We start from the raw sequence: 22,676 nt of genomic DNA on the forward strand, positions 1-22,676 counted from the left end.
ATAATCTAAACGACGATGATTTTTTCCTTATTAGCGCTACTCGGGGTGACGGTGGCCAGCGCCCCGCTGCTTTCGCGCCTACTAGGCCGAAATGCGGGTTGGGTGTTGGCTCTACCGCTGATCGTTGCAACCATCATGGGGGTTGCCGTCTACGATGGGATACACACGGAATCTGTACCGTGGATTCCTTCGTTGGGCGTGGACTTCAACGTTCGCCTGGACGGTCTATCATTCGTATTTCTGTTGCTGGTCCTAGTGATTGGCGCCGGGGTGCTGATGTATTCCACCCGCTACCTGCACCACAAGGATTCGGCGTTCTACTTCTTTATCACCGGCTTCGCGGCGGCAATGGCTCTGTTGGTGACCACTGACAACCTGTTCGTTTTCTATGTTGCATGGGAAATGACGACGCTGTGTTCGTTCTTCCTCATCGGGAACTCCGGTGAAAAGGGTCAACAGCCAGCTATCCGAACCCTCTTGGTCACTGTCCTAGGTGGTCTGTTGCTGCTGACGGCAACCATCATCATGTCTGTGTCGACGGCTACATTACAGCTTAGTGAAGTTATTGCGTCGGACTATTGGGCTGACAATCCTGGAACCTTGACTGTGGTAGCGATGTTGATCGCCGGGGCCGCGTTTACAAAGTCTGCGCAGTTCCCATTCCAAGCTTGGTTGCCTGATTCTATGGTAGCTATCGCGCCGGTTTCTGCTTATCTCCACGCGGCAGCAATGGTTAAAGCAGGAATCTACTTGATTCTGCGCTATTCTCCGCTATTTGGAGAAGTAGCCATCTGGAATATTTTGCTTATTGTGTGTGGTTTGTTCACGGCTGCTTTTGGCGCCATGACCGCCGTGACCCGCGACGACTTGAAGGAACTGCTTGCTTATTCCACTATGTCGCAGCTGGGACTTTTGGTGGCCACGGTTGGCATCGGCACGGATGCAGCACTGACGGCGGCCATTGTGCACACCATTGCGCACGCGTGTTTCAAGGCTGCGTTGTTTATGTCTGTAGGCATCGTCGAACATGAATCTGGTACGCGTTTGTACTCTGAGCTGCATTATGTCCGTACCAAAATGCCGGTAACCAAGACCTTGGTGGTCATCGCCGCAACATCGATGGCAGGCATTCCATTGCTGTTCGGTTTCGTATCCAAGGAAGGTCTGATAGAGGCTGCGTTGGATGCGCCGTTCGGTGACAACATGAACGTTCTAATCACCGCCGGTGTGGTCGTGACGTCGATGTTTACCTTCGTGTATTCCTTCAAATACATCATCGGTGTCTCCGGAGCACGGGGCAGTGTTGCAGAAACCGACGTAAACAAGACCGTCCCAGAAGCTGCATTCACTTTCTGGGTCATCCCAGCGTTGTTGGCTTTGCTGACGCTTGCATTGGGCCTATACCCGGGTGCGGTCGATAACCTGGTTGATGACGCCGCGCTCGCTGTTACCGGTGCAGACCAACATGTGCACCTCGCCATTTGGCACGGTTTCAACATGGCACTCGGAATGTCGGTGCTCATCGTGCTCGTTGGCATCGTGCTAGTTCTGAATCGTGATCAGTTGTTCCGGGCGATGTCTGTTTTTGGTGCTCCGCTCACTGGTCTATATGTGGTGGAATTTTTGCGCCAAGGGATCATCAATACGGGCGGCAAGTACTTCACAGCCGCTACTGGTACGACGTCGATGCGGCGTCACCTCGTGTTACCACTGCTTGGTGTCATCACCTTGGCGGTGATCGGCATCTTTACCCTGAACGATCTTCCTGAGGTAGTTGGGGAACGGGCTTGGGCCATCGACTGGATTTTTGTTCTACTCGTCGCGATGGGTTGTATGGCCACCGTGATGGCTAAGTCACGCTTGACAGTGGTTGTGGTCGTATCGATCGCGGGCTTTGGCATGACTCTGTGGTTCTACGTCCTTGGTGCCGCTGACGTGGCGAATACCCAGTTGACGGTGGAGATCCTGACAGTTTGTGTTCTGGTGCTGATTCTGCACCGTCTACCGGACCATTTCACTCCAGATACACGTCGTTCGCATTTCTGGTCTATCGTTCTCTCGGTTGCCGTAGGTATCTCCACCACGCTGGCCGTGTTGGCGCTAACCGGACGCCGCGAGATTTCGGATGTTTCCGAATACTTCTTGCGTGAAACGGAAGAACTGACGGGCGGCTCCAATATTGTCAACGTCATTCTGGTCGAGTTCCGTGCCTTCGATACCTTGGGTGAGCTAACGGTCCTTGGCGTTGCTGGTATTGCGATTGCCGTGCTCCTGTCCAATAACCGCTTGCTTGCGGTGCACGATACCCACATGGACAAGCACTCTCCGCTGATTGATGCACGCGCAAACTCTGTGTTCTTGCGTTCGACCAGCAAGCTGGTGGGGCCAATCATCGTCGCTTTGTCGATCTTGCTGTTTTTCCGCGGGCACAACGAAGCAGGCGGCGGATTCGTAGCTGCGTTGATTGCTTCGGCTGGATTCGCGTTGGTCTACCTGGCCGCACCATCGAACGCCGAAGCCAAGATCCGCTTGCCATACATGGCACTGATTGGTGGCGGCATCACAGTGGCTGTAGCTACGGGTCTATTGGGCTTTGTCGAAGGCTCTTTCCTCAGGCCACTGGACACCCACATTTTTGGTTTGCACTTGTCGACGGCCCTGCTGTTCGATCTCGGCGTATATCTGGCCGTGATTGGCATGATTCTGGCTGCTTTCAACCTTCTGGGAATGCCTCGACTGAATTCTGACGAAGCCGATGCCCGCGAACCAGGAGCGGATGCCGACCTTGCGGACCGGTCCCTGGAAGCCGAACCCCAGGCAGAAAGGAACTAATTTATGACACTCGCCATTTCTGCCGGCCTGCTCGTAGGCTGTGCGGTGTATTTAATGATGCGCCGCGACATGCTACGCATTGCGCTCGGCTTTACCCTGCTCTCGCACGGAGCAAACCTAATCCTGATTGCAGCCGGCGGTACTGCTTCGCGTAACGAGCCATTCGGAAGCCACGACACCGCGGCTGTCGCGGAAGCAGCCGACCCACTGCCGCAGGCATTAGTTCTCACCGCAATCGTGATTTCCTTCTCAATTTCGGTTTTGATGTTTGTCACGGCAGCCGTCGGTAAGAAAGACGACGCCACCCGCCCAGAAGTTAACCTTGCACGCGAGCAGGATGTGGTTCTGTAATGGATATTGCTGCACTATTACCACTCTTTACTGCGCTGCCCCTAGTGCTTGGTGGCGTCCTGGTCGTCGGACACCGTTTCCAGTTGTTACAAGACATTGTGCTCTTCGCAACGCTGACTGGCTCTATCGCAGCATCTGCCGCGCTGTTCCCACTGGTTTCTGACGGGCAAACCATCGCTCACAACATTGGTATGTGGGGCTTTGGATATTCGATCCCATTCGTGGCCGATATGTTCGCTGTGCTGATGCTCGTGACCACGGCCGTACTGGGCCTAGTCTGCGCCTGGTTTGCTGCTGCTTCGGGTTTAACCAAGCAGCGCTTTGCCGCACCATTGATCCTCATTTTGATGGCCGGCGTCTTTGGTGCGATCTTGACTGGCGATCTCTTTAACTTTTTCGTTTGTCTTGAGATCATGCTCTTGCCGTCCTACGGGTTGTATGCATTAACGATTCACCAGCGCGGTGGATCACTGCTAGTAGGTGGCATGCGCCTATTCATTGCGTCGAACCTTCTTGGCTCTACGTTGTACATGGTCGGTGTAGGTCTGGTTTACGGCACAGCCGGAAGCATTAACCTCGCTGAGCTAGCCGGTGCCGCCAAAGAAGACCCAGCCGTCGCCCTGGCAGGTGCTGTGTGCTTGCTGGCTATGTTCATCAAGGCGTCGATCGTGCCGGTTCACTCCTGGTTGGCGCAGACCTACCCGTATACCAGCCCTGCGATTACCGCACTGTTTTCCGGCTTGCACACCAAAGTCGGCGTTTACATGATTTACCGCATCTACGCGGTGCTCTTCGATGGCGATGACCGCTTCCTCTGGATCATGGTCGCGCTGTTCAGCTTAACCATGGTCGTTGGTGTCCTGGGAGCAGTGGGTGAGAAAACTACGCGTTCGATTCTGGCATTCCACATGGTTTCCCAGCTCGGCTACATCATGATGGGCGTCGCGTTGTTTACGGAACTCGGTTTGGCAGCAGGCATTTTCTATCTTGTACACCACATGATTGTGAAAGCCTCTCTGTTTATGTCGACCGGCGCAATCGAGGTGCAATACGGAACCGGCGAATTGGGCAAGGTGACCGCGATGGCGAAACGCGAACCAATCATGGCCGTTGCGTTCTTCGTCGCAGCTTTGTCTCTGGCCGGTATCCCGCCATTCTCCGGCTTCGTAGCCAAATTCTCGCTGATGATAGCTACTTGGGAGGTTAACTGGATCTACCCGTTGGCAGTCATGGTGGTCGTCTCTTTGCTCACGCTATTGTCGATGCTGAAGATCTGGGGAGGCGTTTTCTGGGGTAACCCGAAAACCCCACTGCCGGATCCCGCGCACGGACAAGACCCAGACGGCCCTCATGCAACCTTGGGAGGCGGCGTTGCCACATATACGCGTAGCGATTCTCAGACGATGACTGAGGACAAAACCACGAAGAAACCGAAATCGCGTATTGGTTTTTGGCTCGCTGCTCCAGCAGTAATAACTGCCGTCATTACCTTGGTGCTTGGTGTCGGTGGCGAATATTTGATGCAGTATTCCGAGGTAGCCGCTAACAACCTGATGGATACCTCCAGCTATGTTGAGGCGGTGAAAAACTAATGGATATTGTGACTTGGCCATTTCGTATGTTGGGCTTTTGGCTCTGGTACCTGAAAGAATTCGTTGTTGCGAATATGTCCGTTATTCGCGACATTATTTCCCGGGGCCATGATTCGACGCCAGGCGTAGCTTGTTATGAATCTCGCAGTTTTAAAGCCGGCCATTACACGCTGTTTGCGGCGTTGGTGACCATCACCCCAGGTACTTTGGTAGTCGGTGCAGGGGAGACGAAGAACGGTGTACGCATCATGTATGTGCACGGTATGTATAACAAATCTGCCGACGAATTACGCGAAGATCTCCGGGACATGGAAGAACGCATGCTGAAGGGCATCATGTTCCGTCCGCGATTGAATGAGGACGCTAAATAATGACAACCGTAATCGCTATCGCAATCGTTATGATCGCACTGTCGGCGCTTCCCGCAGCGTATCGTATGTTGGTGGGGCCGACCCGTTCGGACCGGGTTTCCGCCGCGGACTTCTTATTGTTCGTACTGGTTGCGCTTCTCGGGCTCAGCGGATTCTTGAAAGGATCCGGTTATACCTTTGACCTGATGCTCGTCGCGTCACTGGTCGGCTTTTTGTCGGCAGTCTCGCTATCCCGTGCTCTATTGAGGGGTGCTCGTTAATGGACGTTATGGAAATTGTTTCCTCGGTATTCATCCTTATAGGCGCTGCCAACTTCGTAATCTGCGGTGCAGGCATGCTTACTTTCCGAGATGTTTACGCGCGTATGTCAGTTCTGTCGACAGCATCAGGCTTTGGTGTGTCGATGATTATTATCGGTGTCTTTTTGTTGGAGCCCCGTTGGTCTACCGCAATCGTTGGCATCGGGGCGATCATCTTACTGCTGGGCACTTCGGCAATCGGCTCGATACTGATTTCACGTTCGTCCATTCTGCGTCACGTCGCGATCGTCGATGTGCAATTTAACGAAGCAAACGTTTGGGAAGGTGAATTCGTCTCTCCCGACGATTTCCAGTACAAACAAGAGACCGGACAAGCGCGCAAACGCGACTAATTCGATTTGATTATATGCCCTAGGCCTTGTGGCCTGGGGCTTTTTGCTACTTAACCCCTAACTATCTTGCGATTGGTTTAGCAAGGCCGGACTGAGTAAGCACTACCGCTGCTACTGTGGCTGTCATTTTGAGTTACCCCGGCCGAAGACGTTATCCGAGTCCGTACTCGGGAAAGCGGCGGAAAAGCAATCTAAATCCTGTGTTTTCGTGGCCCCGGCATTTGGGGGAGTCTGATATGACCTGCGCGGGCAAGACCGGCTAGGCTAGTGGGGCTAGTATATGCCAACGGTAGGGAGTTACACGACGTGTTTGAGTCATTGTCCGACAGGCTACAGTCTGCCCTGAAAGGCCTTCGCGGCAAGGGCAAACTGACGGAGGCGGATATCAATGCCACCGCCCGGGAAATCCGGTTGGCGTTGTTGGAAGCCGACGTTTCGCTCACCGTCGTGCGCGGTTTCATTAAACGCATCAAAGATCGTGCCATTGGCGCAGAAGTTTCCGAAGCCCTGAACCCGGCTCAACAGGTTGTAAAAATCGTCAATGAGGAACTCCAAGATATCCTCGGCGGCGAGACACGGCGTTTGAACTTGGCGAAAACCCCGCCGACAGTCATCATGTTGGCTGGTTTGCAAGGTGCTGGTAAAACCACTCTGGCGGGTAAGCTCGCCAAACACCTGGAAAGCCGTGGTCACACCCCAATGCTGGTAGCTTGTGACTTGCAGCGCCCAGGCGCTGTTGATCAGCTGCGCATTGTTGGTGAGCGCGCGGGAGTCAAAACCTTCGCTCCGGACCCTGGCACCTCCATGGATTCCCAACATGAAATGGGAACCTCGCACGGAGACCCAGTCGAGGTCGCACGTAACGGCATTGAAGAAGCCCGCAAGGCCCAACATGACGTCGTTATTATCGATACTGCTGGTCGCCTTGGTATTGACGAGACTTTGATGAACCAGGCCCGGGATATTCGGAACGCGGTTAACCCCGACGAAGTCTTGTTTGTCATAGACTCGATGATCGGTCAGGATGCCGTTCATACCGCCGAGGCTTTCCGGGATGGCGTCGATTTTACTGGCGTTGTTCTGACGAAGTTGGACGGTGATGCTCGTGGTGGTGCAGCGCTGTCTATTCGTGAGGTAACCGGCAAGCCGATCCTGTACGCTTCGACCGGCGAGAAACTCACCGATTTCGATGTATTCCATCCCGAGCGCATGGCCAGCCGTATCTTGGGCATGGGCGACATGCTCACTTTGATTGAGCAGGCTGAGGCTAACCTCGACCAGAAAAAGGCCGAAGAGGCTGCGCATAAGCTCGGCTCGGGCGAGATGACGCTGAATGACTTCCTCGACCAGCTCATGATGGTGCGTAAGATGGGCCCCATCGGCAATCTATTGAAGATGATGCCAGGCGGCAGCCAAATGTCGAAGATGGCCGACATGGTCGACGAAAAACAACTGGATCGTATCCAGGCCATTATTCGCGGCATGACCCCTGCTGAGCGCGACGATCCGAAGATCTTGAACGCTTCTCGCCGCAAGCGTATTGCGGCCGGTTCCGGTGTGGAAGTCTCCGAAGTTAATCAACTGGTGGAGCGCTTCTTCGAAGCGAAAAAGATGATGAGCAAGATGGCTGGGCAGTTCGGTATGCCTGGAATGGGCGGATCGAAACGTTCGGCGACGAAGAAGAAACCAAAGGGCCGGAAGAACAAGAAGGGCAAACGGAAGAAAGGCGGGGGCGGAGGCGGAGGCATGCCAAACATGCCAGGTATGCCTGGAATGGGAGGCGGAATGCCATCGATGAAAGATCTACAGCAAATGCAGCAGCAGATGCCTCCGGGAATGGAAAATATCGATTTGAGCAAGCTCAACTTCGGTAACAAGTAAGCTATTTGACGTAAGGTTTGATAATCGGCTCCAGCAAAGGCTGGGCCGATTTTGCATATGCATTCGAAATATGGTGCATATCGCGATAGACAGCGATATTGCCGATAACAACTTCACAGCGTCGCTGGTCGCAGAACCAATCTGCTGTATCTACGGCCTTCATTCCCAGCTCATTCAACACGGATTCGGCGGGGTCGACTTCTTGATACACCTGCTTCCGTGCGACTGAACACAGCCCGCCACCGTCCACTAGGCAGTTACTGAAGTTGAAAGGCTCGCCGTTGGGTCGAAAGCCCCAAGGGTTATCGCGTATCCCGACAAAATCGATGTCAGCGTCGGCAAGCTCTTGCCAAAAAGCTGCGTAGCCATACGGGACATAATCTGGGCCATGACCAAATTCGCCTACCGGTCGGGTCGAATTTGAAATCACGAGGTCAGGTTTTTCTTCGAGCAATTTCTCAATTACCCGCTGACTCCAGTTATAGCAGCGCTGATCAATTTGATGAGTGCCGACGATCAAATCATTTGGTCCCGTGACAATCGGGCAGCCCGCGCGCAGCATCACCTCTAAGCGGAAACCGTATCTTTTTCCCAGCGCATCTAACGGTCCAGCCCACTGTTCGGCGTGTGAGCCTCCTACTAAGTAAACGGTCTTGTCTGCATCACGGTCACCGAAAACGCAGGGTTCCCCATAGCGGGATTCCTCGAATTGCACGGTCGAAGAAGGATGATCGGCCGGGATAAAGCAGTGGACCTCGGACACGACAGGGGCGAGGCTAGAAACGAGATGTGGATCTGGTGCGACGTCTACATTCTTTGGGACGTCGTGCCCAGATTGGGCCAGCACGCCAGGATACATTTCCTGCGGTAACGGCAGGCTGCGTTCATTGTGTAGACGCTGCGTCCACCATGGTTGGATGCAGAACAACGCGAGCAAGGCGGCAACCGTAACAGTGGCTCCGGTGGCGCGTGCACGGTGCGAGCTAATGTTCTGGCGCAGTTCCTTCCAGGTGATCTGTGGAGACTTGCTCGTCCGGCGGGAAGATTTTTCCCGCAGCGGTTTTTCTATGAACCTATTTGTGATCCACGCCAACAGCACGGAAATAGCGATGATACTGATGCCCAGTATCGCGCTGGGTTCGGATTGCTTCCAGTAATTCGTAGCAATAATGAGTAGGGGCCAGTGCCAAAGGTACAGCGAGTAGGCGATTTCACCGAGCCAACGCATCGAGCGAGTGGCTAAAAACTGTGCGATGTAGCCGTTGCCACCTATGATCAACAGTACGGCGCCACCAATTGGAAGCAGCGACAATGGCCCGGGATAGGCCGTGGAATCTTCGACGATGATGCCTGTGATAAACAGCAACACCAACCCGGTGACGCCAGCAATGTCGGAAAGCCAACGGTTCAGGGCTAGTTTGCTGCCGTAAATCACCAAAACTGCCCCGAGGCTTAATTCCCACATCCGTGACCAGGTGGAATAATAATTATCTGACATGCCGTAAAGGCCGAAGCGGGAAGCATAAGCAAATGAAATGGCCGTGACGATGGCAAGTATCGGCCCCGCAACCCGCTGTACCAGGTGCCTACGGTTCTGTAGCGCCCACGCCAGCAACAATGCGAATCCGATGCCCAGCACATAAAACTGCCCTTGCACTGCCATCGACCACAGATGTTGCAGTGGGGAGATTTCCGCTGCCGCCGCAGCATAATCCGCGTCTTGCCTGGTCAACTCCCAGTTTTGGTAATAGGCTAGGCTGGCGGTTATCTGCTGTGCCAGTTCGATATTCATCAGCCACGGGGTGGTGGTCAGCACTAAAATCACGGTGATGCCCACAACTAATGCGAGTGCGGGGACTATCCGTCGAATTGTGCGCCAGATGGGCCACCATGGATTCAGCGAGGCGTTGTCACCAGAGGCATAGCGGAGCTGTGAACCAAGAAAGAAATAACCGGACAACAGTAAGAACACATCCACGCCACCGGATACCCTGCCAACAAAGACATGGAAAACTACCACTAGGGCGATGGCAAGGCCGCGTAGGCCGTCCAAGTCATAGCGGTAGGAGGGTTTATTTGGTGTAGGAGTCAAAGCGGGGTCAAATAATCAATCGGTGATAAGACTGTTGCGAAACGGGAGCGAATAGCGATATCGATTATGGATACTTGGGTAGTTTAACGTCTTTTTCTTGTTCGCCCTATTTGACTCACCCTGCAGGTGCTTTGCTTAAGCCGCTGCTGGTCAACTTGGCTTAAGCCCTTGCTGATTAACTTGCTGTTGACTAAACCGCTGCTGTGCGAATATGCGGCAAGAAAACCGTAGTTGGCCAACAACAAGTTTCCGGGCTATACTCGAGGGCTGTCTGTGTATCTGCGTAACATCGCGGTCGTCTACGGTCGTCGCGGTTGGGATCACGCGCAGACTAATCCAAGGGTTGAACCGGCCTGTATTCGCAGGTGTCAGAACTGCCCAGTGAATCTCTACAAAGAAAAGGAGCCAATAATGGCTGTCAAAATTAAGCTGCAACGCCTCGGCAAGATCCGCACTCCACAGTACCGTGTGGTCATCGCCGATTCTCGCACCCGCCGTGATGGTAAAGAGATCGAGGTTATCGGTCGATACCAGCCTAAGCAGGAGCCTTCCCTGATCGATATTGATTCCGAGCGCGCTCAGTACTGGTTGTCTGTAGGTGCACAGCCTACCGAGCCGGTTCTCGCTCTGCTGAAGGTCACCGGTGACTGGCAGAAGTTCAAGGGCTTGCCTGGTGCAGAGGGTACTCTGAAGACCGCTGAGCCGAAGCCTTCCAAGCTGGAGCTGTTCAACAAGGCCCTGGAAGAAGCCAACAACGGCCCATCTATCGAAGCCATCACCGAAAAGAAGAAGAAGGCTAAGGAAGAAGCCGACGCTAAAGCTGCTAAGGAAAAGGCAGAAGCTGAGAAGGCTGCTGCTGCTGAAGGCGAAGCCGAAGCTGAATCCAACGACTAAAAGTCTGCAGTCGGTCTGAAAGATTCCGCAGGCTTTGCAACACCGCGTGGCGTTCCCGAACCGGGAACCCGCGCGGTTTTTGTATGACGGACACGCTAAATTAGGGGATATGGACGTACGAATTGGTCGGGTCGTTAAGACCCATGGCATCCGTGGCGAAGTCGTGGTGGAAACTACTACCGATGACCCGGAAGGCCGCTTTGCCCCGGATACTGTTATCGAGGGCCGTCAGTCAGGTCGCACGCAATCATTACAGGTCCGCAGTGCGCGTCCGCATAAAGGGCGTTTATTACTTGCATTGAAGGAAATCACGGACCGCACTACGGCGGAATCGTTGCGGGGCATGGAGTTTTATGCGCCGGCTGATGATTCGGACGAGGATGGTTATTATGACCATGACTTGGAAGGTTTGCGCGTGTGGCACGATGGCATGGAGATTGGCGCAATTAGCGGTGTCGTCGAAACCATCAACCGTAGTTTGCTGGAAATCACGCTGACCGACGACGGTCGCACCGTTTTAGTCCCATTCGTCGACGAGTTCATTGCCGAAGTAGATTTGGAAGCTGGAACGATGACGATCACTCCGCCGGAAGGGTTGTTGGACCTGTGAGACTTGATGTTGTCTCAATATTCCCAGAATATTTGCAGCCATTACGTCACGCGTTGCTTGGGCGCGCAATCGAGCGTGGTCTGATCAGTGTCGGTGTGTATGACCTCCGCGACTGGGCCACGGGGGTGCACAAGTCCGTCGATGATTCGCCTTATGGAGGCGGGCCAGGAATGGTAATGAAACCCGAGGTATGGGGCCCTGCGCTCGACGAGATTGCCGCGGGAAAACGTGCAGGAGGGGCTGAACAGTTAGATTCCGCAGTGCAGCACATCCACGGTGCTACTCACGATGAACTGTCCGGTACTGTTCCGCAACGCTACGATGATCGGGATGTCTTGGCAGGCGAGGACCCGAATGCACCGTTGCTGCTTGTGCCTAGCCCTGCTGGCGCAGTGTTTAGTCAAAATAAGGCACAAGCCTGGTCCAATGAAGACCACATTGTTTTCGCGTGTGGGCGCTACGAAGGTATTGATCAACGCGTTATTGATGACGCGGCCCACCGCTACCGTGTGCGTGAGGTTTCGATCGGTGATTACGTCTTGATTGGCGGCGAGGTTGCGGCTTTGGTGATTGCCGAAGCTATCGTTCGGTTAATCCCCGGGGTTTTGGGCAACCAACGTTCGCACCAGGAAGACTCGTTTTCCGACGGCTTGTTGGAAGCGCCGTCATACACCAAGCCACGCGTGTGGCGCGGTTTAGAAATTCCGGAAGTACTAACTTCCGGGCATCATGGCAAAGTGGCGCAGTGGCGGCGGCAACAAGCGTTGCTGCGCACGCAGTCACGGCGCCCAGATCTATTGGAAAATGTGGAGCTGAGCACAGCGGACCGGAAAATTCTCGCCGCTATCCGGGAAGAAGCAGCAGGTATCGGCGAAAATTAGCGGGGATATCAGGCGGTCCGCGGACTAGCCTTCTGCTAGAAGCTCGCCTAAAGGTGGTGGAGACAGTGGCGAATAACTAGGCTTGGCCCAATGATCGCCAGTGTTATTGCCGAAGAATTAGGTGTTTCCAGCAACCGCGTGCAGGCAGCATTGTCCCTGCTTGCCGAAGGAAACACCGTTCCGTTTATCGCCCGTTACCGCAAGGAAGCTACCGGCGCGCTGGATGATACCCAGTTGCGGCACATCCAACAGCGTGCGGACTACCTGGAAGAACTCGCAGCGCGCAAGGAGACGATACTCGCTGCAATCGACGAGCAAGGCAAGCTCACCGATAAGCTGCGCGCGGAGATTAACGAATGCGATTCCAAGGCTCGTTTAGAAGATCTCTACCTTCCGTATAAAAAACGCAGGAAGACCAAGGCGGACAAAGCTCGGGAAGCTGGCCTGGAGCCGTTGACGGACACGTTGATTGAGAATCCGTCGGTGGATCCGGAGACCGCTGCGCAGGATTATCTTGTCGACGGCTATGCTGATGCCAAAGCGGCCCTGGATGGCGCCCGAGCGATTTTGGTCGATAGGCTCGCTTTGGACGCGGACCTGGTCGGGGAGGTTCGTGAGCAATTTTTCCGTGATGGCACTCTGGGCGCTCAGGTCGTGGCTGGGAAAGAAACTGAAGGTGCGAAATTCCGTGATTATTTCGATTTTTTGGAGCCGTTGACCGCATTGCCTTCACATCGCATTTTGGCGTTGTTACGCGCGGAATCGGAAGGCATTATCCAGCTGGAATTCGATGGTGGTGATGACGCAGGCTACGAGCATTTGATTGCTCAGCGTTTCGAACTAGATACCGCGGCCTCGAGTTGGTTGGCACAAGCTGTGCGTTGGGGGTGGCGAACCAAGTTGATGGTCTCTGCTGGGTTGGATGCGCGCAACCGTCTGCGTAGCTATGCAGAAGATGAAGCCCTACAGGTTTTTTCGACGAACTTGCGTGATGTTTTACTGGCTGCGCCCGCTGGGCAAAAAGCCATGTTGGGTATGGATCCGGGCTACCGCAACGGTGTGAAGTGCGCGGTGGTCGATGCCACCGGAAAAGTCGTGGATACCACAGTGGTATATCCGCACCAGCCACAAAAGCAGTGGGCGCAGGCGGTGGAGGTGTTGCGCGGTTTGTGCGCTAAGCACGCCGTAGAGCTCGTCGCCGTGGGTAATGGAACGGCCTCCCGGGAGTCGGAAGAGTTAGCAGCGGAAGTTGTCGGCACGTTGGAAACACGCCCGCAAGTTGTTGTGGTGTCGGAATCTGGTGCATCGGTGTATTCCGCCTCGGCACAAGCGGCGGCCGAATTGCCGGATATGGACGTTTCTCTACGTGGAGCAGTTTCGATTGCCCGGCGTTTGCAAGACCCGTTGGCTGAGCTAGTGAAAATCGATCCGAAGTCCATCGGTGTGGGGCAATACCAGCACGATGTGAATCAGACCAACCTAGCCCGGGCGCTGGACGACGTCGTCGAGGATGCAGTAAACAGCGTGGGAGTGGATGTCAACACGGCTTCGGTTCCGCTATTAGAACGAGTGGCCGGGTTAAACGCGACCGTTGCGGAGAATTTGGTGACTTACCGGCATCAGAATGGCCGGTTTGCTACGCGCAAAGAGTTGGTAGAAGTACCACGTTTAGGGCCCAAAGCGTTCGAACAAGCGGCAGGGTTTTTGCGTATCAATGGCGGGGATAATCCTTTGGATTCCTCTGCGGTACACCCCGAGGCTTATCCGGTAGTGCAAAAAATTGCGGCTGCGGTTGGAGCAGGCGTGGAAGAGCTAATCGGTGATTCTGCTCGTCTGGCGAAGTTGCAGCCTGCTGAGTTTGCAGACGAGGAGTTTGGTGAGCTGACCATCGCCGATATTATTGCTGAACTGGAGAAGCCCGGCCGCGATCCGCGTCCGGAATTCCGAACAGCGAGTTTTAAAGAAGGCGTGACGAAGGTAGCGGATTTGCAACCGGGCATGATCTTAGAAGGCACGGTTACCAATGTTGCTGCTTTCGGAGCGTTTATAGACGTTGGGGTACACCAAGATGGCTTGGTGCATATTTCTGCGATGAGCAACAAATTCGTGTCTGATCCGCACACAGTGGTGCGTTCGGGTGAGATTGTGAAGGTGAAGGTCATTGATGTTGATGTTGACCGTCAGCGCATTGGATTGAGTTTACGTTTAGACGATGAGCCTGGCGCTGGAAGCAATAAATCGGGTGGCAACAAGCCAGGCGGTGGGTCTTCCCGGAAGTCCTCGAATCAGGGTGGTCGATCCGGGCGGTCGGGTGGTGACCGTGCTGAAACTCGTGCTGGAAAGGGGCGTGGAACCAAAAACTCTGCTGCCACGGCGAAGAATAAACCAGCTGGTTCTATGGCTGATGCCTTGCGCAACGCCGGTTTCGGTGCCTAACTCTTGGTTAGTTTCGTGCGTCTTTAACGCACGGCTGTTGGTTTCTTTCGTGCGTCTTTAACGCACGGCTGTTGGATTCTGTTGGAAGCAGGCAGTATACTGTAGGAGACGATGCCCGGGTGTAGCGCACGTGCTACAAGTTATGCCCGGGTGCGAGTTTAGAAAGCTATTCAAAGGGGCAAAGCATGAGTACCAAGCAGGACCGGCAAGAAGAGGCCCGGGACATTAAAACCGGTGATGATCAGCCGTCGAATATGTCTGAGGTTTATCTGCCGTTCATTGGTTTCTTCGTTGTGATGGCAGTTGGCCTTGGTCTGGTCATCGGCGGTTTCAACGCTTTGGAATACCTCTAAAGCTTTCCCGTTCTTATTTGCCCGCTCCCTTCTCGGGAGTCGGGCTTTTTGCGTGCCAGCAACGGGCTTGGATTCTAGGGTTTCCGATGGTCGGTACCGAGCGCATTGAGCCCGCCGGGTAGGCTGCATAACTGCACTTGCGGTAGCGCAGGGCCATATTCGTCGATGACGCGTTGGCTGCGCAGCCCGGAAGCACAAAAAACCACGACTTCTGTAGCGGATCCAATTGTGGTCTCGATGTCTGCGCTGTTGGTGATCGTACTAAGCGGTAGTCGCAGTGGCTGGTAATGCTCTGGAAGGTCTGCCAGGTATTTCTCGTGCGCTTCTCGTACATCAAGCGCTACTGCTGTGCCCCCAGCCACTCGTTGCAAAAGCTTGCGTGCTTGTGTGGCGTGGTCTTTTTGTCCATTTTGATCCGAAAGGCGTTTCGGTTCAGTGGCAGTCGCCGCGCAACTGGCGCCATAAAACTCTGCTAATTGTGTGGTTAATGGGCGTTGCGGATCAGTACGGACACGGAAGCTGGTCAGCGCAGCTGGCATAGCCTGATAACGCAAAACCCGGCCCGGTTCGTAGCGCATTTCGGTGAGATAGGCGATGGCTTCGGTAGACATCAGTCCAGCAATCACGGACGTCGTCACTCCCAACACTCCGGCGGTTGCGCAATCTGGTGCGCTTGTGGCATCGGGTTGTTCGGGAAATAGGTCCCGCAATCCAACACCACGTTGCTTCGCTTGCTGGGAACCGTCGCGTTGCTTCTCTTGTACGTCTGGGCCTGAGTGCCATAGTGCAACCTCACCGGAATACTGCAAGACCGTGCCCCATACCAGTGGGATTCCCAGAATCTCGCAGGCATCAGCGACTAAATATTTTGTAGCAAAAGTATCTGAGCCATCCAGCACCAGGTCGACGCCGTCGAAAAGTTGCAAGACATTATCGACGCGTATGCGTTCTGCCAGGGCAATAACTTGAATATCGGGTTGCAATTCCCGAGCGCGCGCGGCAGCAACCTCGACTTTGGGTTTGCCAACATCACCGGCGCCAAACAAAATTTGCCGGTGAATATTGCTTAAATCCACTGTGTCGTCATCCAGCAGCGTAATCTTGCCGACGCCAGCGGCCGCCAGCTGCTGTAACGCTGGGCACCCCAAGCCACCGGCACCAACGATAAGCACATGGCTGGCATGTAAACGTGCCTGTTGGCGCGGTCCAAAACCCGGCAAATTCATTTGCCGCGCAGTGCGCTGGATCTCGCGGTCGGGTAGTCGGGTGAGGAAATCGTGTGCTTGCGCGACAGAATTAGTGGTCATGCTCCACATCTATAGCACTTGATCGGGCCACGAGGCGAGACCAGAAAAAGTACTGGAGGCTTGGGCATGTTCCCGGCGCGGGATGCGTCCTGCGCTACGTGAAAGATGTCCGCTGGTGACGGCGTGACGCATCGCCTCAGCCATCGCTACCGGGCTTTGGCACCGATTGATGGCACTGGCAAGCAAGACACCGGAGCATCCCAACTCCATGGCAAAGGCGGCATCTGAGGCAGTTCCGATACCGGCATCGATCAGCACTGGTACTTGCGCGCGAGAACAGATCAGCTCAATATTATGCGGATTCAAAATTCCTAAGCCCGTGCCGATCGGTGAGCCCAATGGCATTACTGCAGCAGCGCCGGCATCTTCGAGTTTGCGAGCTACCACCGGATCATCAGAGGTATAGGCTAAGACGGTAAAGCCTTCGTCGATCAGCAGCTCGCAGGCGTCCAAGGTTTCGGTGACGTCGGGTAACAATGTGTGTTCATCGGCGATTACTTCGAGTTTCACCCAGTTGGTGTCGAGTGCTTCGCGGGCCAATTTCGCGGTAATCACAGCATCGCGGGCGGTGCGACAGCCGGCGGTATTGGGTAACGGGTCGATACCCAAGCGCTGCATTAACTCAAAGACAGATTCGCCTCCGCCGGTAGCTGCCGAATAGCGCCGCATCGCGACCGTTGTGAGCTGTGTGCCGGAAGCAATTAGTGCTTTTTCCAGCATTTCCTGTGAGGAAGAGCCACCTGTGCCCATGATCAAGCGGGATTCATAAGAACGATCTGCAATAGTGAGCATGTGGTCACTAGCCTCCTTGCCGTGCGTTGAGGATATCGACGGTTTCACCGTCGTTTAGTGCGCGACACCATTGCGAAGCTGGCACTACTTCACCGTCGATAGCAACGGCAATGCCCGCTGTGAGATCTTTACCGGTGATTTCTTTAACCAGCGCGGTGACATCAATAGCCGAAGTCGTGTGCGGCTGGTCGTTAACCGTGATTTCAACGGTCTTAGCAGTATCGGTAGAGCGATCTGTCATGTGGATCCTTTCAACAGCTATAGGCTGGGTGCTGGGGTCAGATAATCGGTTCCGGGGTAGATTTAGCGCAGAATAACGGATTGTTAGCGGGCGTCGCGAAACGGGGCGCAAGCGCTGATATCCACGCTGAGCTGATCAGGTGTTGCGCCTTCAATGAGTTCACGGCTAACGCGCGCAGCCAGTGCGGAAAGCAAAATCCCGTGTCGAAAATAGCCGGTAGATATCACCAGATTAGCACTGACTCGCCCCAGATAAGGTAGATCATTGGGGGTGCCAGGGCGTGCGCCGGTGGTAGCTTCGAGAAATTCACATTCTTCAATTCCGGGCACGAGGCGGATGGCATCGCGCAGAAGATCGTAGACTGATGACGCTGGGGGGCCAGAGCGGTGATCTTCGCGACTGGTTGCACCGATCGTGATGCGGCCGTCGGAACGCGGGATGATGTAGATCGGACGGTCTTCCACAAAACCGCGGATTACTCGATCGCACAATGGCTGCAAGTGCTCGGGGCACTGGAGTTGTAACACCTCGCCATAGACCGGGCGAAGCTGGAACGCCTCCTTTGGGCTTGCTGGGTTGGTGCCGGTTTCCGGCAAGACTCCCGCGATATCGCGAGCGCCCAAACCATTGCACAGTACAGTTTGTTTCGCAGGATATCGTCCCTGGGCAGTAAGCACCGCACCATCTTCGAGCTTCGTGGCTTGTTCTCGGATTATCTCCACGCCCATGTTCCTGAGTGCATCGAGCAGCGCAAGGGCAGTCTGGCGAGGAAAAATTTGGTGGTCCCCCGGAATTTCCACGGCTCCCGCCACCGCCGGAGAAAGTGCCGGTTCGAGTTTGCGGGCTTGGCGCACCGAAAGTTTCGCCACATCCATACCATGCGCATTCTGATAATCCATCAACTCCGTCAGATGTTGAGAATCTGCGCGGTCGGCAGCGACCACTAACGTGCCCTCGGTGCGATAGCCAGTTGGAAGATCCGTGTGTTCGGCAACGATCTCCATCAGCTTGGGATACCACTGGCCGGAATACTGCATCAGCGGGAAGAGTGGGTCTTGTTGATAGACGACCTCCGCGGCAGGTGCGAGCATGCCACCGGCATGATGTGTGGCACCCGATGCAGGGCTCGGATCTAACACCCGGACGCTATGACCGTGGTGTGCTAACTCCACTGCGGTAGCCAAACCCACCATTCCAGCACCGATAATATTGACCTCGACCTGCTCGGCTCTGCGGGAGGCCGCCTGCCCAGCGGTAACATTCTTGACGACGCCAGCTACATATTCTTCTGGGTTCGCAGCATGCATAATCCCGCGTACGATCGCGACGCCGGCAACTCCGGTGGCGGCTAAGTCCTGGGCATCGTCGATAGTGACATCGCCAATGGCAACGACCGGCACTGCGCTGGCTGCGACGATTGGTGGATAACCAGAAATGCCCAGCGGGCTACGTCCGGAATCTTTCGTCGGAGTTACCCGAAACGGACCGCAACCGATGTAATCCAGCTCTTCGGCGTAGGCATTCGCAGCTCGCGCTAGTTCAACTGTGCCCGTGGTCAAGCCGATGACCGCGCCGGGGCCAAGGATTTCGCGAACCTTAGCGACGTTCATGTCATCTTGACCGACATGGACTCCGGCAATGGGGTAGCCATCGGTTTTGAGCTTGGCGACGAGTTCCACGACATCGTCGACCAGAACCGCACAATTCGGGTTGACCTGTGTAACAGCCACCGAGACATCGGCGGCGAGCCGATAGAGATCTGCCTCCGTGATTGGTTTGGAGCGCACTTGGATGATGCCGGCGCCACCGCGAGCAGCAGCAACCGCACGAGCAACAATCTCGTCGTGGCTTCCTGATCCGGTGACAAAGTAGCAACGGAAATCCAGGTGCTCCCGGGCGCTATGGGCACGAGTAGGGAAAGGTGCAGACATGAAACCACCGTTTGTATTGCTGGAATAGATTTGAAATCTGTTTAACTATTGTGCCAGACTAGAGCGGTTGATTGTTAAGGATACGAACCGGTCACATCACGCAGAATCGTAACTGTCATGCTGATGATTCTTTGTGATTGCTAGGCTCCTCTTTCCCGACGTATTAAGGACACTGCTATGAACCACATTCTCGACAAAGTCGATGCTGCGCAGCTGCGCGACGACATCCCAGAATTTCGTGCCGGCGATACCCTGGACGTAGAAGTCAAGGTTATCGAGGGAACCACCCAGCGTACCCAGCTTTTCTCGGGCGTCTGCATCCGTCGTCAAGGTTCCGGTATTCGTGAGACCTTCACCGTACGTAAGATCTCCTTCGGTATCGGAATTGAGCGTACTTTCCCGGTACACTCTCCAAACATCGACTCGATCAAGGTTACTCGCCGCGGTAAAGTCCGTCGCGCGAAGCTGTACTACCTGCGCAACCTGCGCGGCAAGAAGGCTCGTATCAAGGAAAAGCGCTAAGTTTTTCACAGATGCTGCAATCACCCAGGCTGAATTATTCTGCCTGGGTTTTTTGTTGCTCTGAATACCTCTAGTGCTGCTCAGTACGTTGCTGATCTGCCGCCTGTACATTTATCCACTGCTAAGGTGTAATCCGTGACTAGCGAAGAAAACCGCACTGGAGATGATCTAGCCAAAAGTCGGCGCCTGCGAGATGAGGCTGTGCCTGAGTCTGTGGCTAAGACCGAGGCTGCAACAGCGGCTGAGGCCGGGACTGCGCCTGAAACCGGGGCTGTAACAGCGGCTGCGGCCGGCGAGGAAACTCAAGCGACTAGGGGCAGTGAAGCTGCCGATAGTGATGCCGCCGACAGTGGTGCCGCCGAAGAAAAACCGCGGATGCCAGCTTGGGCCGAGACCATACTGACGGTTTTGGTGGTTTTGGTGGTCGTCGGGCTGTTTCAGAATTTCGTCGGCCGCCAGTACGTGATCCCTTCGGCGTCCATGGAACCGACTTTGCATGGTTGCCCGGAGTGCACGGATGACCGGATTTTTGTGGAAAAGGTCAGCTACTACTTTTCTGAACCGCAGCCTGGCGACGTCGTGGTGTTCGAAGGCACCCCATCCTGGGACGGCATGTATCAGTCACCGCGTTCCGATAATGCTGTCTTTGCTCGTATTCAGGATGGCTTATCGTTGGTTGGTTTGGCCGCGCCAGATGAAAATACTTTGGTGAAGCGCATCATTGCTACTGGCGGGCAAACAGTGTCCTGCCAGGAAGGCGACACGGCTGTGATGGTAGACGGTCAGCCGATTGATCAGTCCTACGTGCAAAGCCCATCACAGTATGCGGTCGATGAGTCTATAGGTTCGGAGGCTTGCGGCGGCCCGTATTTTGGCCCGGTTGAGGTTCCGGAAAATTCCTATTTCATGATGGGGGACAACCGGACTAATTCCGCAGATTCTCGGGCGCACATGTTTGATGATCGTCAGGGCACTATCCCGGCGGAAAATATTCGCGGCAAAGCAAAATTTGTCTTTTACCCGTTTAACCGCTTTGGCGGTATCGATGACCCGGACATCCAGCAGTAGTTCTGCCCCGACCACTGTGCGCCGAAGTGCTCCGCAGGCGTGGCGTTGGCGGATTATGCTCGTCACCGCTGTCGTGAGTTTTGGTGTTCTTGCTGGGGTGCAGGCTTTCGTCGGCAGGTTTTATGTGGTGCCTTCGTCGTCGATGGAGCCAACCTTGCAGGGGTGTGCAGACTGTCCGGAGAGTAATGATCGCATCGTCGTCGACAAGTTAGCCTATCGTTTTGGTGATCCACAGCCGGGCGATGTAGCAGTATTTGATGGTACTGAGTCGTGGCGCTCGGGTTTTTCTTCCCCGCGCAGCAACAATCGTTTTCTGCGTGGTGTACAGAACGTAGGCTCTGCGATTGGTGTGGTCGCCCCGGATGCGAATAGCTTCGTTAAACGGGTCATCGCTATTGAGGGCCAGACCGTGCAGTGTATGCCCGGTGACCCTGGGGTGCTTGTCGACGGACGAGTTATCGCAGAACCATATCTTGCTGACCCGCCTGCGCATCGTGTCGACGGACCCGGTGGTGCACAAGAGTGTGGTGGGGACTATTTCGGCCCCGTGACTGTGCCCCAGGGCCATGTTTGGGTGATGGGGGATAACCGTACAAATTCCCTCGATTCGCGGGCTTACCTGGGCGATCCGCAGCAGGGCACGGTTCCGGTGGATAATTTCATTGGGAAGGTCCGCGGAATTTTTCTGCCTCTGGATCGCTTTGGCGGACTGGAGTAAATCCATGGCGGTAACACGAAACGCGCAGAAAGCGCACAAAGATACGGCTGGCACGAAGCTATATGGAAGCCCAAGCTGGATGGAACTGCAGCTGGAAAGTAGTGGGTTTGGGCCAATCGCGGGAGTAGATGAGGCTGGCCGAGGTGCCTGCTGTGGGCCAGTGACCATAGCCGCGTGCGTGTTGCCTGCTGCATCATTGCCGAAATTGGCAGCGTTGACCGATTCGAAAAAATTAACTCCTGCTAAGAGAGAGAAGCTCTATAATCTCATCGTTGATCAGGCGGTGGATTATAACGTTGTGCATATCTCGGCGGCACAAATTGATGCTCGGGGAATTCAGCATGCAAACCTTTCCGGGATGCGTCGCGCTGTGGTTGGTTTGGCGCACCCCGTTGGCTACGTGCTTAGCGATGCGATGAAAATTCCCGGTTTGACTGTGCCACAGCTTCCGATCATTGGTGGTGATGCTGCAGCCCGGTGCATTTCTGCGGCAAGTGTGCTGGCAAAGGTAAGCCGTGATCGTCTGATGGTGGAGTTAGATCAGCGTTATCCCGGCTATGGGCTTGCCGGGCATAAAGGATATGGCACCAAAGCGCATAGTCAAGCGATAGAACAGCGGGGAGCTTGCCCGGAGCACCGTCGCAGTTACGCAAATGTGGCGGCTGCTCATGCGTACTGGGAAGCCACGCAGCCATAATTCTGGCTAGGCGTTTGTGCCCCGGTGCGCCGCAGCCGTGCAGGGGCGATTGCCAGTTAGACTGGTTTTCACATTGTTCGCAGACACCGGATCCTTAGCCGGCCGCGTAAGGAGTAATCGCAGATGAGCGCAGAAGAACTGGACAACTACGAAGCTGAAGTCGAGCTGTCTCTGTATCGTGAATATCGCGACGTCGTCAGCCAGTTTTCCTACGTGATCGAAACTGAACGTCGTTTTTATTTAGCCAATGCGGTAGAACTCATTCCGCATACCTCTGGTGGTGGCGACGTATATTACGAGGTGCGCATGTCTGATGCTTGGGTTTGGGACATGTATCGCGCGGCGCGTTTCGTTCGCTATGTTCGAGTGATTACCTACAAAGATGTCAACATCGAAGAACTCGATAAACCAGATATGATTATGCCGGAATAGTGCCTGCACTACCGACAAATCTG

The 22,676-nt window shown here is 54.8% G+C and carries 22 protein-coding genes and 1 pseudogene; 17 read left to right on the plus strand and 6 right to left on the minus strand.

The window, feature by feature from the left end; translation table 11 throughout:
- Positions 1-15: 15 nt before the first annotated feature.
- The 7 genes from O146_RS0105010 (at position 16) to ffh (ending at position 7,679) form a co-directional block, all read left to right on the plus strand.
- Positions 16-2,832 (plus strand): DUF4040 family protein, encoded by a 2,817-nt coding sequence (locus O146_RS0105010; RefSeq protein WP_027017844.1) that lies wholly within the window; start codon positions 16-18, stop codon positions 2,830-2,832.
- Between the two features lie 3 nt (positions 2,833-2,835).
- A complete protein-coding gene (locus tag O146_RS0105015) occupies positions 2,836-3,183 on the plus strand; it encodes a sodium:proton antiporter (RefSeq protein WP_021352711.1) in 348 nt (115 codons plus the stop codon).
- Positions 3,183-4,775, plus strand: coding sequence for a monovalent cation/H+ antiporter subunit D family protein (locus O146_RS0105020; protein ID WP_021352710.1), 1,593 nt, complete (start codon positions 3,183-3,185; stop codon positions 4,773-4,775). Before O146_RS0105015 ends, O146_RS0105020 begins: the two co-directional genes overlap by 1 nt.
- On the plus strand, positions 4,775-5,146 hold the full coding sequence (locus O146_RS0105025; protein ID WP_021352709.1) for a Na+/H+ antiporter subunit E: 372 nt from the start codon (positions 4,775-4,777) through the stop codon (positions 5,144-5,146). The genes O146_RS0105020 and O146_RS0105025 overlap by 1 nt, the downstream gene beginning before the upstream one ends.
- Complete coding sequence (locus O146_RS0105030) at positions 5,146-5,406, plus strand: MrpF/PhaF family protein (RefSeq protein WP_021352708.1); 261 nt, start codon at positions 5,146-5,148, stop codon at positions 5,404-5,406. The genes O146_RS0105025 and O146_RS0105030 overlap by 1 nt, the downstream gene beginning before the upstream one ends.
- On the plus strand, positions 5,406-5,798 hold the full coding sequence (locus O146_RS0105035) for a cation:proton antiporter (RefSeq protein WP_021352707.1): 393 nt from the start codon (positions 5,406-5,408) through the stop codon (positions 5,796-5,798). Before O146_RS0105030 ends, O146_RS0105035 begins: the two co-directional genes overlap by 1 nt.
- Before the next feature lie 306 nt (positions 5,799-6,104).
- Positions 6,105-7,679, plus strand: coding sequence for a signal recognition particle protein (gene ffh, locus O146_RS0105040; protein WP_021352706.1), 1,575 nt, complete (start codon positions 6,105-6,107; stop codon positions 7,677-7,679).
- A 1-nt stretch (position 7,680) separates the two neighbouring features.
- Here the strand turns inward: ffh and O146_RS0105045 are convergent, their stop codons facing one another.
- A complete protein-coding gene (locus tag O146_RS0105045; RefSeq protein WP_027017845.1) occupies positions 7,681-9,771 on the minus strand; it encodes an acyltransferase family protein in 2,091 nt (696 codons plus the stop codon).
- 411 nt (positions 9,772-10,182) lie between these two features.
- On the opposite strand from O146_RS0105045, the gene rpsP reads away from it, so the two are divergent.
- The 5 genes from rpsP (at position 10,183) to O146_RS12600 (ending at position 14,945) form a co-directional block, all read left to right on the plus strand.
- Entirely contained in the window at positions 10,183-10,665 is a 483-nt protein-coding gene (rpsP, locus tag O146_RS0105050; RefSeq protein WP_021352703.1) for a 30S ribosomal protein S16, read from the plus strand.
- A 109-nt stretch (positions 10,666-10,774) separates the two neighbouring features.
- On the plus strand, positions 10,775-11,275 hold the full coding sequence (rimM, locus tag O146_RS0105055) for a ribosome maturation factor RimM (RefSeq protein WP_027017846.1): 501 nt from the start codon (positions 10,775-10,777) through the stop codon (positions 11,273-11,275).
- Positions 11,272-12,156: a tRNA (guanosine(37)-N1)-methyltransferase TrmD gene (gene trmD, locus O146_RS0105060; protein ID WP_021352701.1), complete on the plus strand. Its 885-nt coding sequence runs from the start codon at positions 11,272-11,274 to the stop codon at positions 12,154-12,156. Before rimM ends, trmD begins: the two co-directional genes overlap by 4 nt.
- Positions 12,157-12,246: 90 nt before the next feature.
- The gene (locus O146_RS0105065) at positions 12,247-14,592 is read left to right on the plus strand and encodes a Tex family protein (protein WP_027017847.1); all 2,346 of its coding nucleotides are present in this window, start codon (positions 12,247-12,249) and stop codon (positions 14,590-14,592) included.
- Positions 14,593-14,777: 185 nt separating this feature from the next.
- Positions 14,778-14,945 (plus strand): hypothetical protein, encoded by a 168-nt coding sequence (locus O146_RS12600; RefSeq protein WP_021352699.1) that lies wholly within the window; start codon positions 14,778-14,780, stop codon positions 14,943-14,945.
- Between the two features lie 74 nt (positions 14,946-15,019).
- On the opposite strand, the gene O146_RS0105075 is transcribed toward O146_RS12600, so the two are convergent.
- The 5 genes and pseudogenes from O146_RS0105075 to O146_RS12995 all read right to left on the minus strand — a co-directional run.
- Positions 15,020-16,252 (minus strand): ThiF family adenylyltransferase, encoded by a 1,233-nt coding sequence (locus tag O146_RS0105075; protein ID WP_051619271.1) that lies wholly within the window; start codon positions 16,250-16,252, stop codon positions 15,020-15,022.
- A gap of 9 nt (positions 16,253-16,261) precedes the next feature.
- On the minus strand, positions 16,262-17,044 hold the full coding sequence (locus O146_RS0105080; RefSeq protein ID WP_027017849.1) for a thiazole synthase: 783 nt from the start codon (positions 17,042-17,044) through the stop codon (positions 16,262-16,264).
- A 7-nt stretch (positions 17,045-17,051) separates the two neighbouring features.
- Positions 17,052-17,285 carry a sulfur carrier protein ThiS gene (thiS, locus tag O146_RS0105085; protein WP_023019307.1) on the minus strand — a complete coding sequence of 78 codons (234 nt, stop codon included), beginning with the start codon at positions 17,283-17,285 and terminating at the stop codon, positions 17,052-17,054.
- An 83-nt stretch (positions 17,286-17,368) separates the two neighbouring features.
- A complete protein-coding gene (gene thiO / locus O146_RS0105090) occupies positions 17,369-18,493 on the minus strand; it encodes a glycine oxidase ThiO (protein WP_027017851.1) in 1,125 nt (374 codons plus the stop codon).
- 57 nt (positions 18,494-18,550) lie between these two features.
- Positions 18,551-19,216, minus strand: a pseudogene (locus tag O146_RS12995) (thiamine phosphate synthase); the annotation flags it as partial.
- A 177-nt stretch (positions 19,217-19,393) separates the two neighbouring features.
- Between O146_RS12995 and rplS the strand changes: the two are divergent.
- The 5 genes from rplS to O146_RS0105115 all read left to right on the plus strand — a co-directional run bounded on the left by rplS (position 19,394) and on the right by O146_RS0105115 (position 22,653).
- Positions 19,394-19,738, plus strand: a complete 345-nt coding sequence (gene rplS / locus O146_RS0105095; RefSeq protein ID WP_021352694.1) for a 50S ribosomal protein L19 — start codon at positions 19,394-19,396, stop codon at positions 19,736-19,738.
- A gap of 375 nt (positions 19,739-20,113) precedes the next feature.
- Positions 20,114-20,806, plus strand: coding sequence for a signal peptidase I (gene lepB / locus O146_RS0105100; RefSeq protein ID WP_051619289.1), 693 nt, complete (start codon positions 20,114-20,116; stop codon positions 20,804-20,806).
- Positions 20,784-21,524, plus strand: a complete 741-nt coding sequence (gene lepB / locus O146_RS0105105) for a signal peptidase I (protein WP_027017853.1) — start codon at positions 20,784-20,786, stop codon at positions 21,522-21,524. The genes lepB (O146_RS0105100) and lepB (O146_RS0105105) overlap by 23 nt, the downstream gene beginning before the upstream one ends.
- A 79-nt stretch (positions 21,525-21,603) precedes the next feature.
- Positions 21,604-22,221: a ribonuclease HII gene (locus tag O146_RS0105110; protein ID WP_027017854.1), complete on the plus strand. Its 618-nt coding sequence runs from the start codon at positions 21,604-21,606 to the stop codon at positions 22,219-22,221.
- A gap of 123 nt (positions 22,222-22,344) precedes the next feature.
- On the plus strand, positions 22,345-22,653 hold the full coding sequence (locus O146_RS0105115) for a DUF2469 domain-containing protein (protein ID WP_021352690.1): 309 nt from the start codon (positions 22,345-22,347) through the stop codon (positions 22,651-22,653).
- The last annotated feature ends 23 nt before the right edge of the window (positions 22,654-22,676 follow it).

The organism is Corynebacterium pseudodiphtheriticum DSM 44287 (genome assembly GCF_000688415.1).
GTDB classification, from domain to species: Bacteria; Actinomycetota; Actinomycetes; order Mycobacteriales; family Mycobacteriaceae; genus Corynebacterium; species Corynebacterium pseudodiphtheriticum.

Excerpts from the sequence above, each read along its gene's own strand:
- O146_RS0105010 (WP_027017844.1), top strand. The coding sequence starts at position 16 with ATGATTTTTTCCTTATTAGCGCTACTCGGGGTGACGGTGGCCAGCGCC.
- O146_RS0105015 (WP_021352711.1), top strand. The coding sequence starts at position 2,836 with ATGACACTCGCCATTTCTGCCGGCCTGCTCGTAGGCTGTGCGGTGTAT.
- O146_RS0105020 (WP_021352710.1), top strand. The coding sequence starts at position 3,183 with ATGGATATTGCTGCACTATTACCACTCTTTACTGCGCTGCCCCTAGTG.
- O146_RS0105025 (WP_021352709.1), top strand. The coding sequence starts at position 4,775 with ATGGATATTGTGACTTGGCCATTTCGTATGTTGGGCTTTTGGCTCTGG.
- O146_RS0105030 (WP_021352708.1), top strand. The coding sequence starts at position 5,146 with ATGACAACCGTAATCGCTATCGCAATCGTTATGATCGCACTGTCGGCG.
- O146_RS0105035 (WP_021352707.1), top strand. The coding sequence starts at position 5,406 with ATGGACGTTATGGAAATTGTTTCCTCGGTATTCATCCTTATAGGCGCT.
- rpsP (WP_021352703.1), top strand. The coding sequence starts at position 10,183 with ATGGCTGTCAAAATTAAGCTGCAACGCCTCGGCAAGATCCGCACTCCA.
- rimM (WP_027017846.1), top strand. The coding sequence starts at position 10,775 with ATGGACGTACGAATTGGTCGGGTCGTTAAGACCCATGGCATCCGTGGC.
- O146_RS0105065 (WP_027017847.1), top strand. The coding sequence starts at position 12,247 with ATGATCGCCAGTGTTATTGCCGAAGAATTAGGTGTTTCCAGCAACCGC.
- O146_RS12600 (WP_021352699.1), top strand. The coding sequence starts at position 14,778 with ATGAGTACCAAGCAGGACCGGCAAGAAGAGGCCCGGGACATTAAAACC.
- O146_RS0105075 (WP_051619271.1), bottom strand. The coding sequence starts at position 16,252 with ATGACCACTAATTCTGTCGCGCAAGCACACGATTTCCTCACCCGACTA.
- O146_RS0105080 (WP_027017849.1), bottom strand. The coding sequence starts at position 17,044 with ATGCTCACTATTGCAGATCGTTCTTATGAATCCCGCTTGATCATGGGC.
- thiS (WP_023019307.1), bottom strand. The coding sequence starts at position 17,285 with ATGACAGATCGCTCTACCGATACTGCTAAGACCGTTGAAATCACGGTT.
- rplS (WP_021352694.1), top strand. The coding sequence starts at position 19,394 with ATGAACCACATTCTCGACAAAGTCGATGCTGCGCAGCTGCGCGACGAC.
- lepB (WP_051619289.1), top strand. The coding sequence starts at position 20,114 with ATGCCAGCTTGGGCCGAGACCATACTGACGGTTTTGGTGGTTTTGGTG.
- lepB (WP_027017853.1), top strand. The coding sequence starts at position 20,784 with ATGACCCGGACATCCAGCAGTAGTTCTGCCCCGACCACTGTGCGCCGA.
- O146_RS0105110 (WP_027017854.1), top strand. The coding sequence starts at position 21,604 with ATGGAACTGCAGCTGGAAAGTAGTGGGTTTGGGCCAATCGCGGGAGTA.
- O146_RS0105115 (WP_021352690.1), top strand. The coding sequence starts at position 22,345 with ATGAGCGCAGAAGAACTGGACAACTACGAAGCTGAAGTCGAGCTGTCT.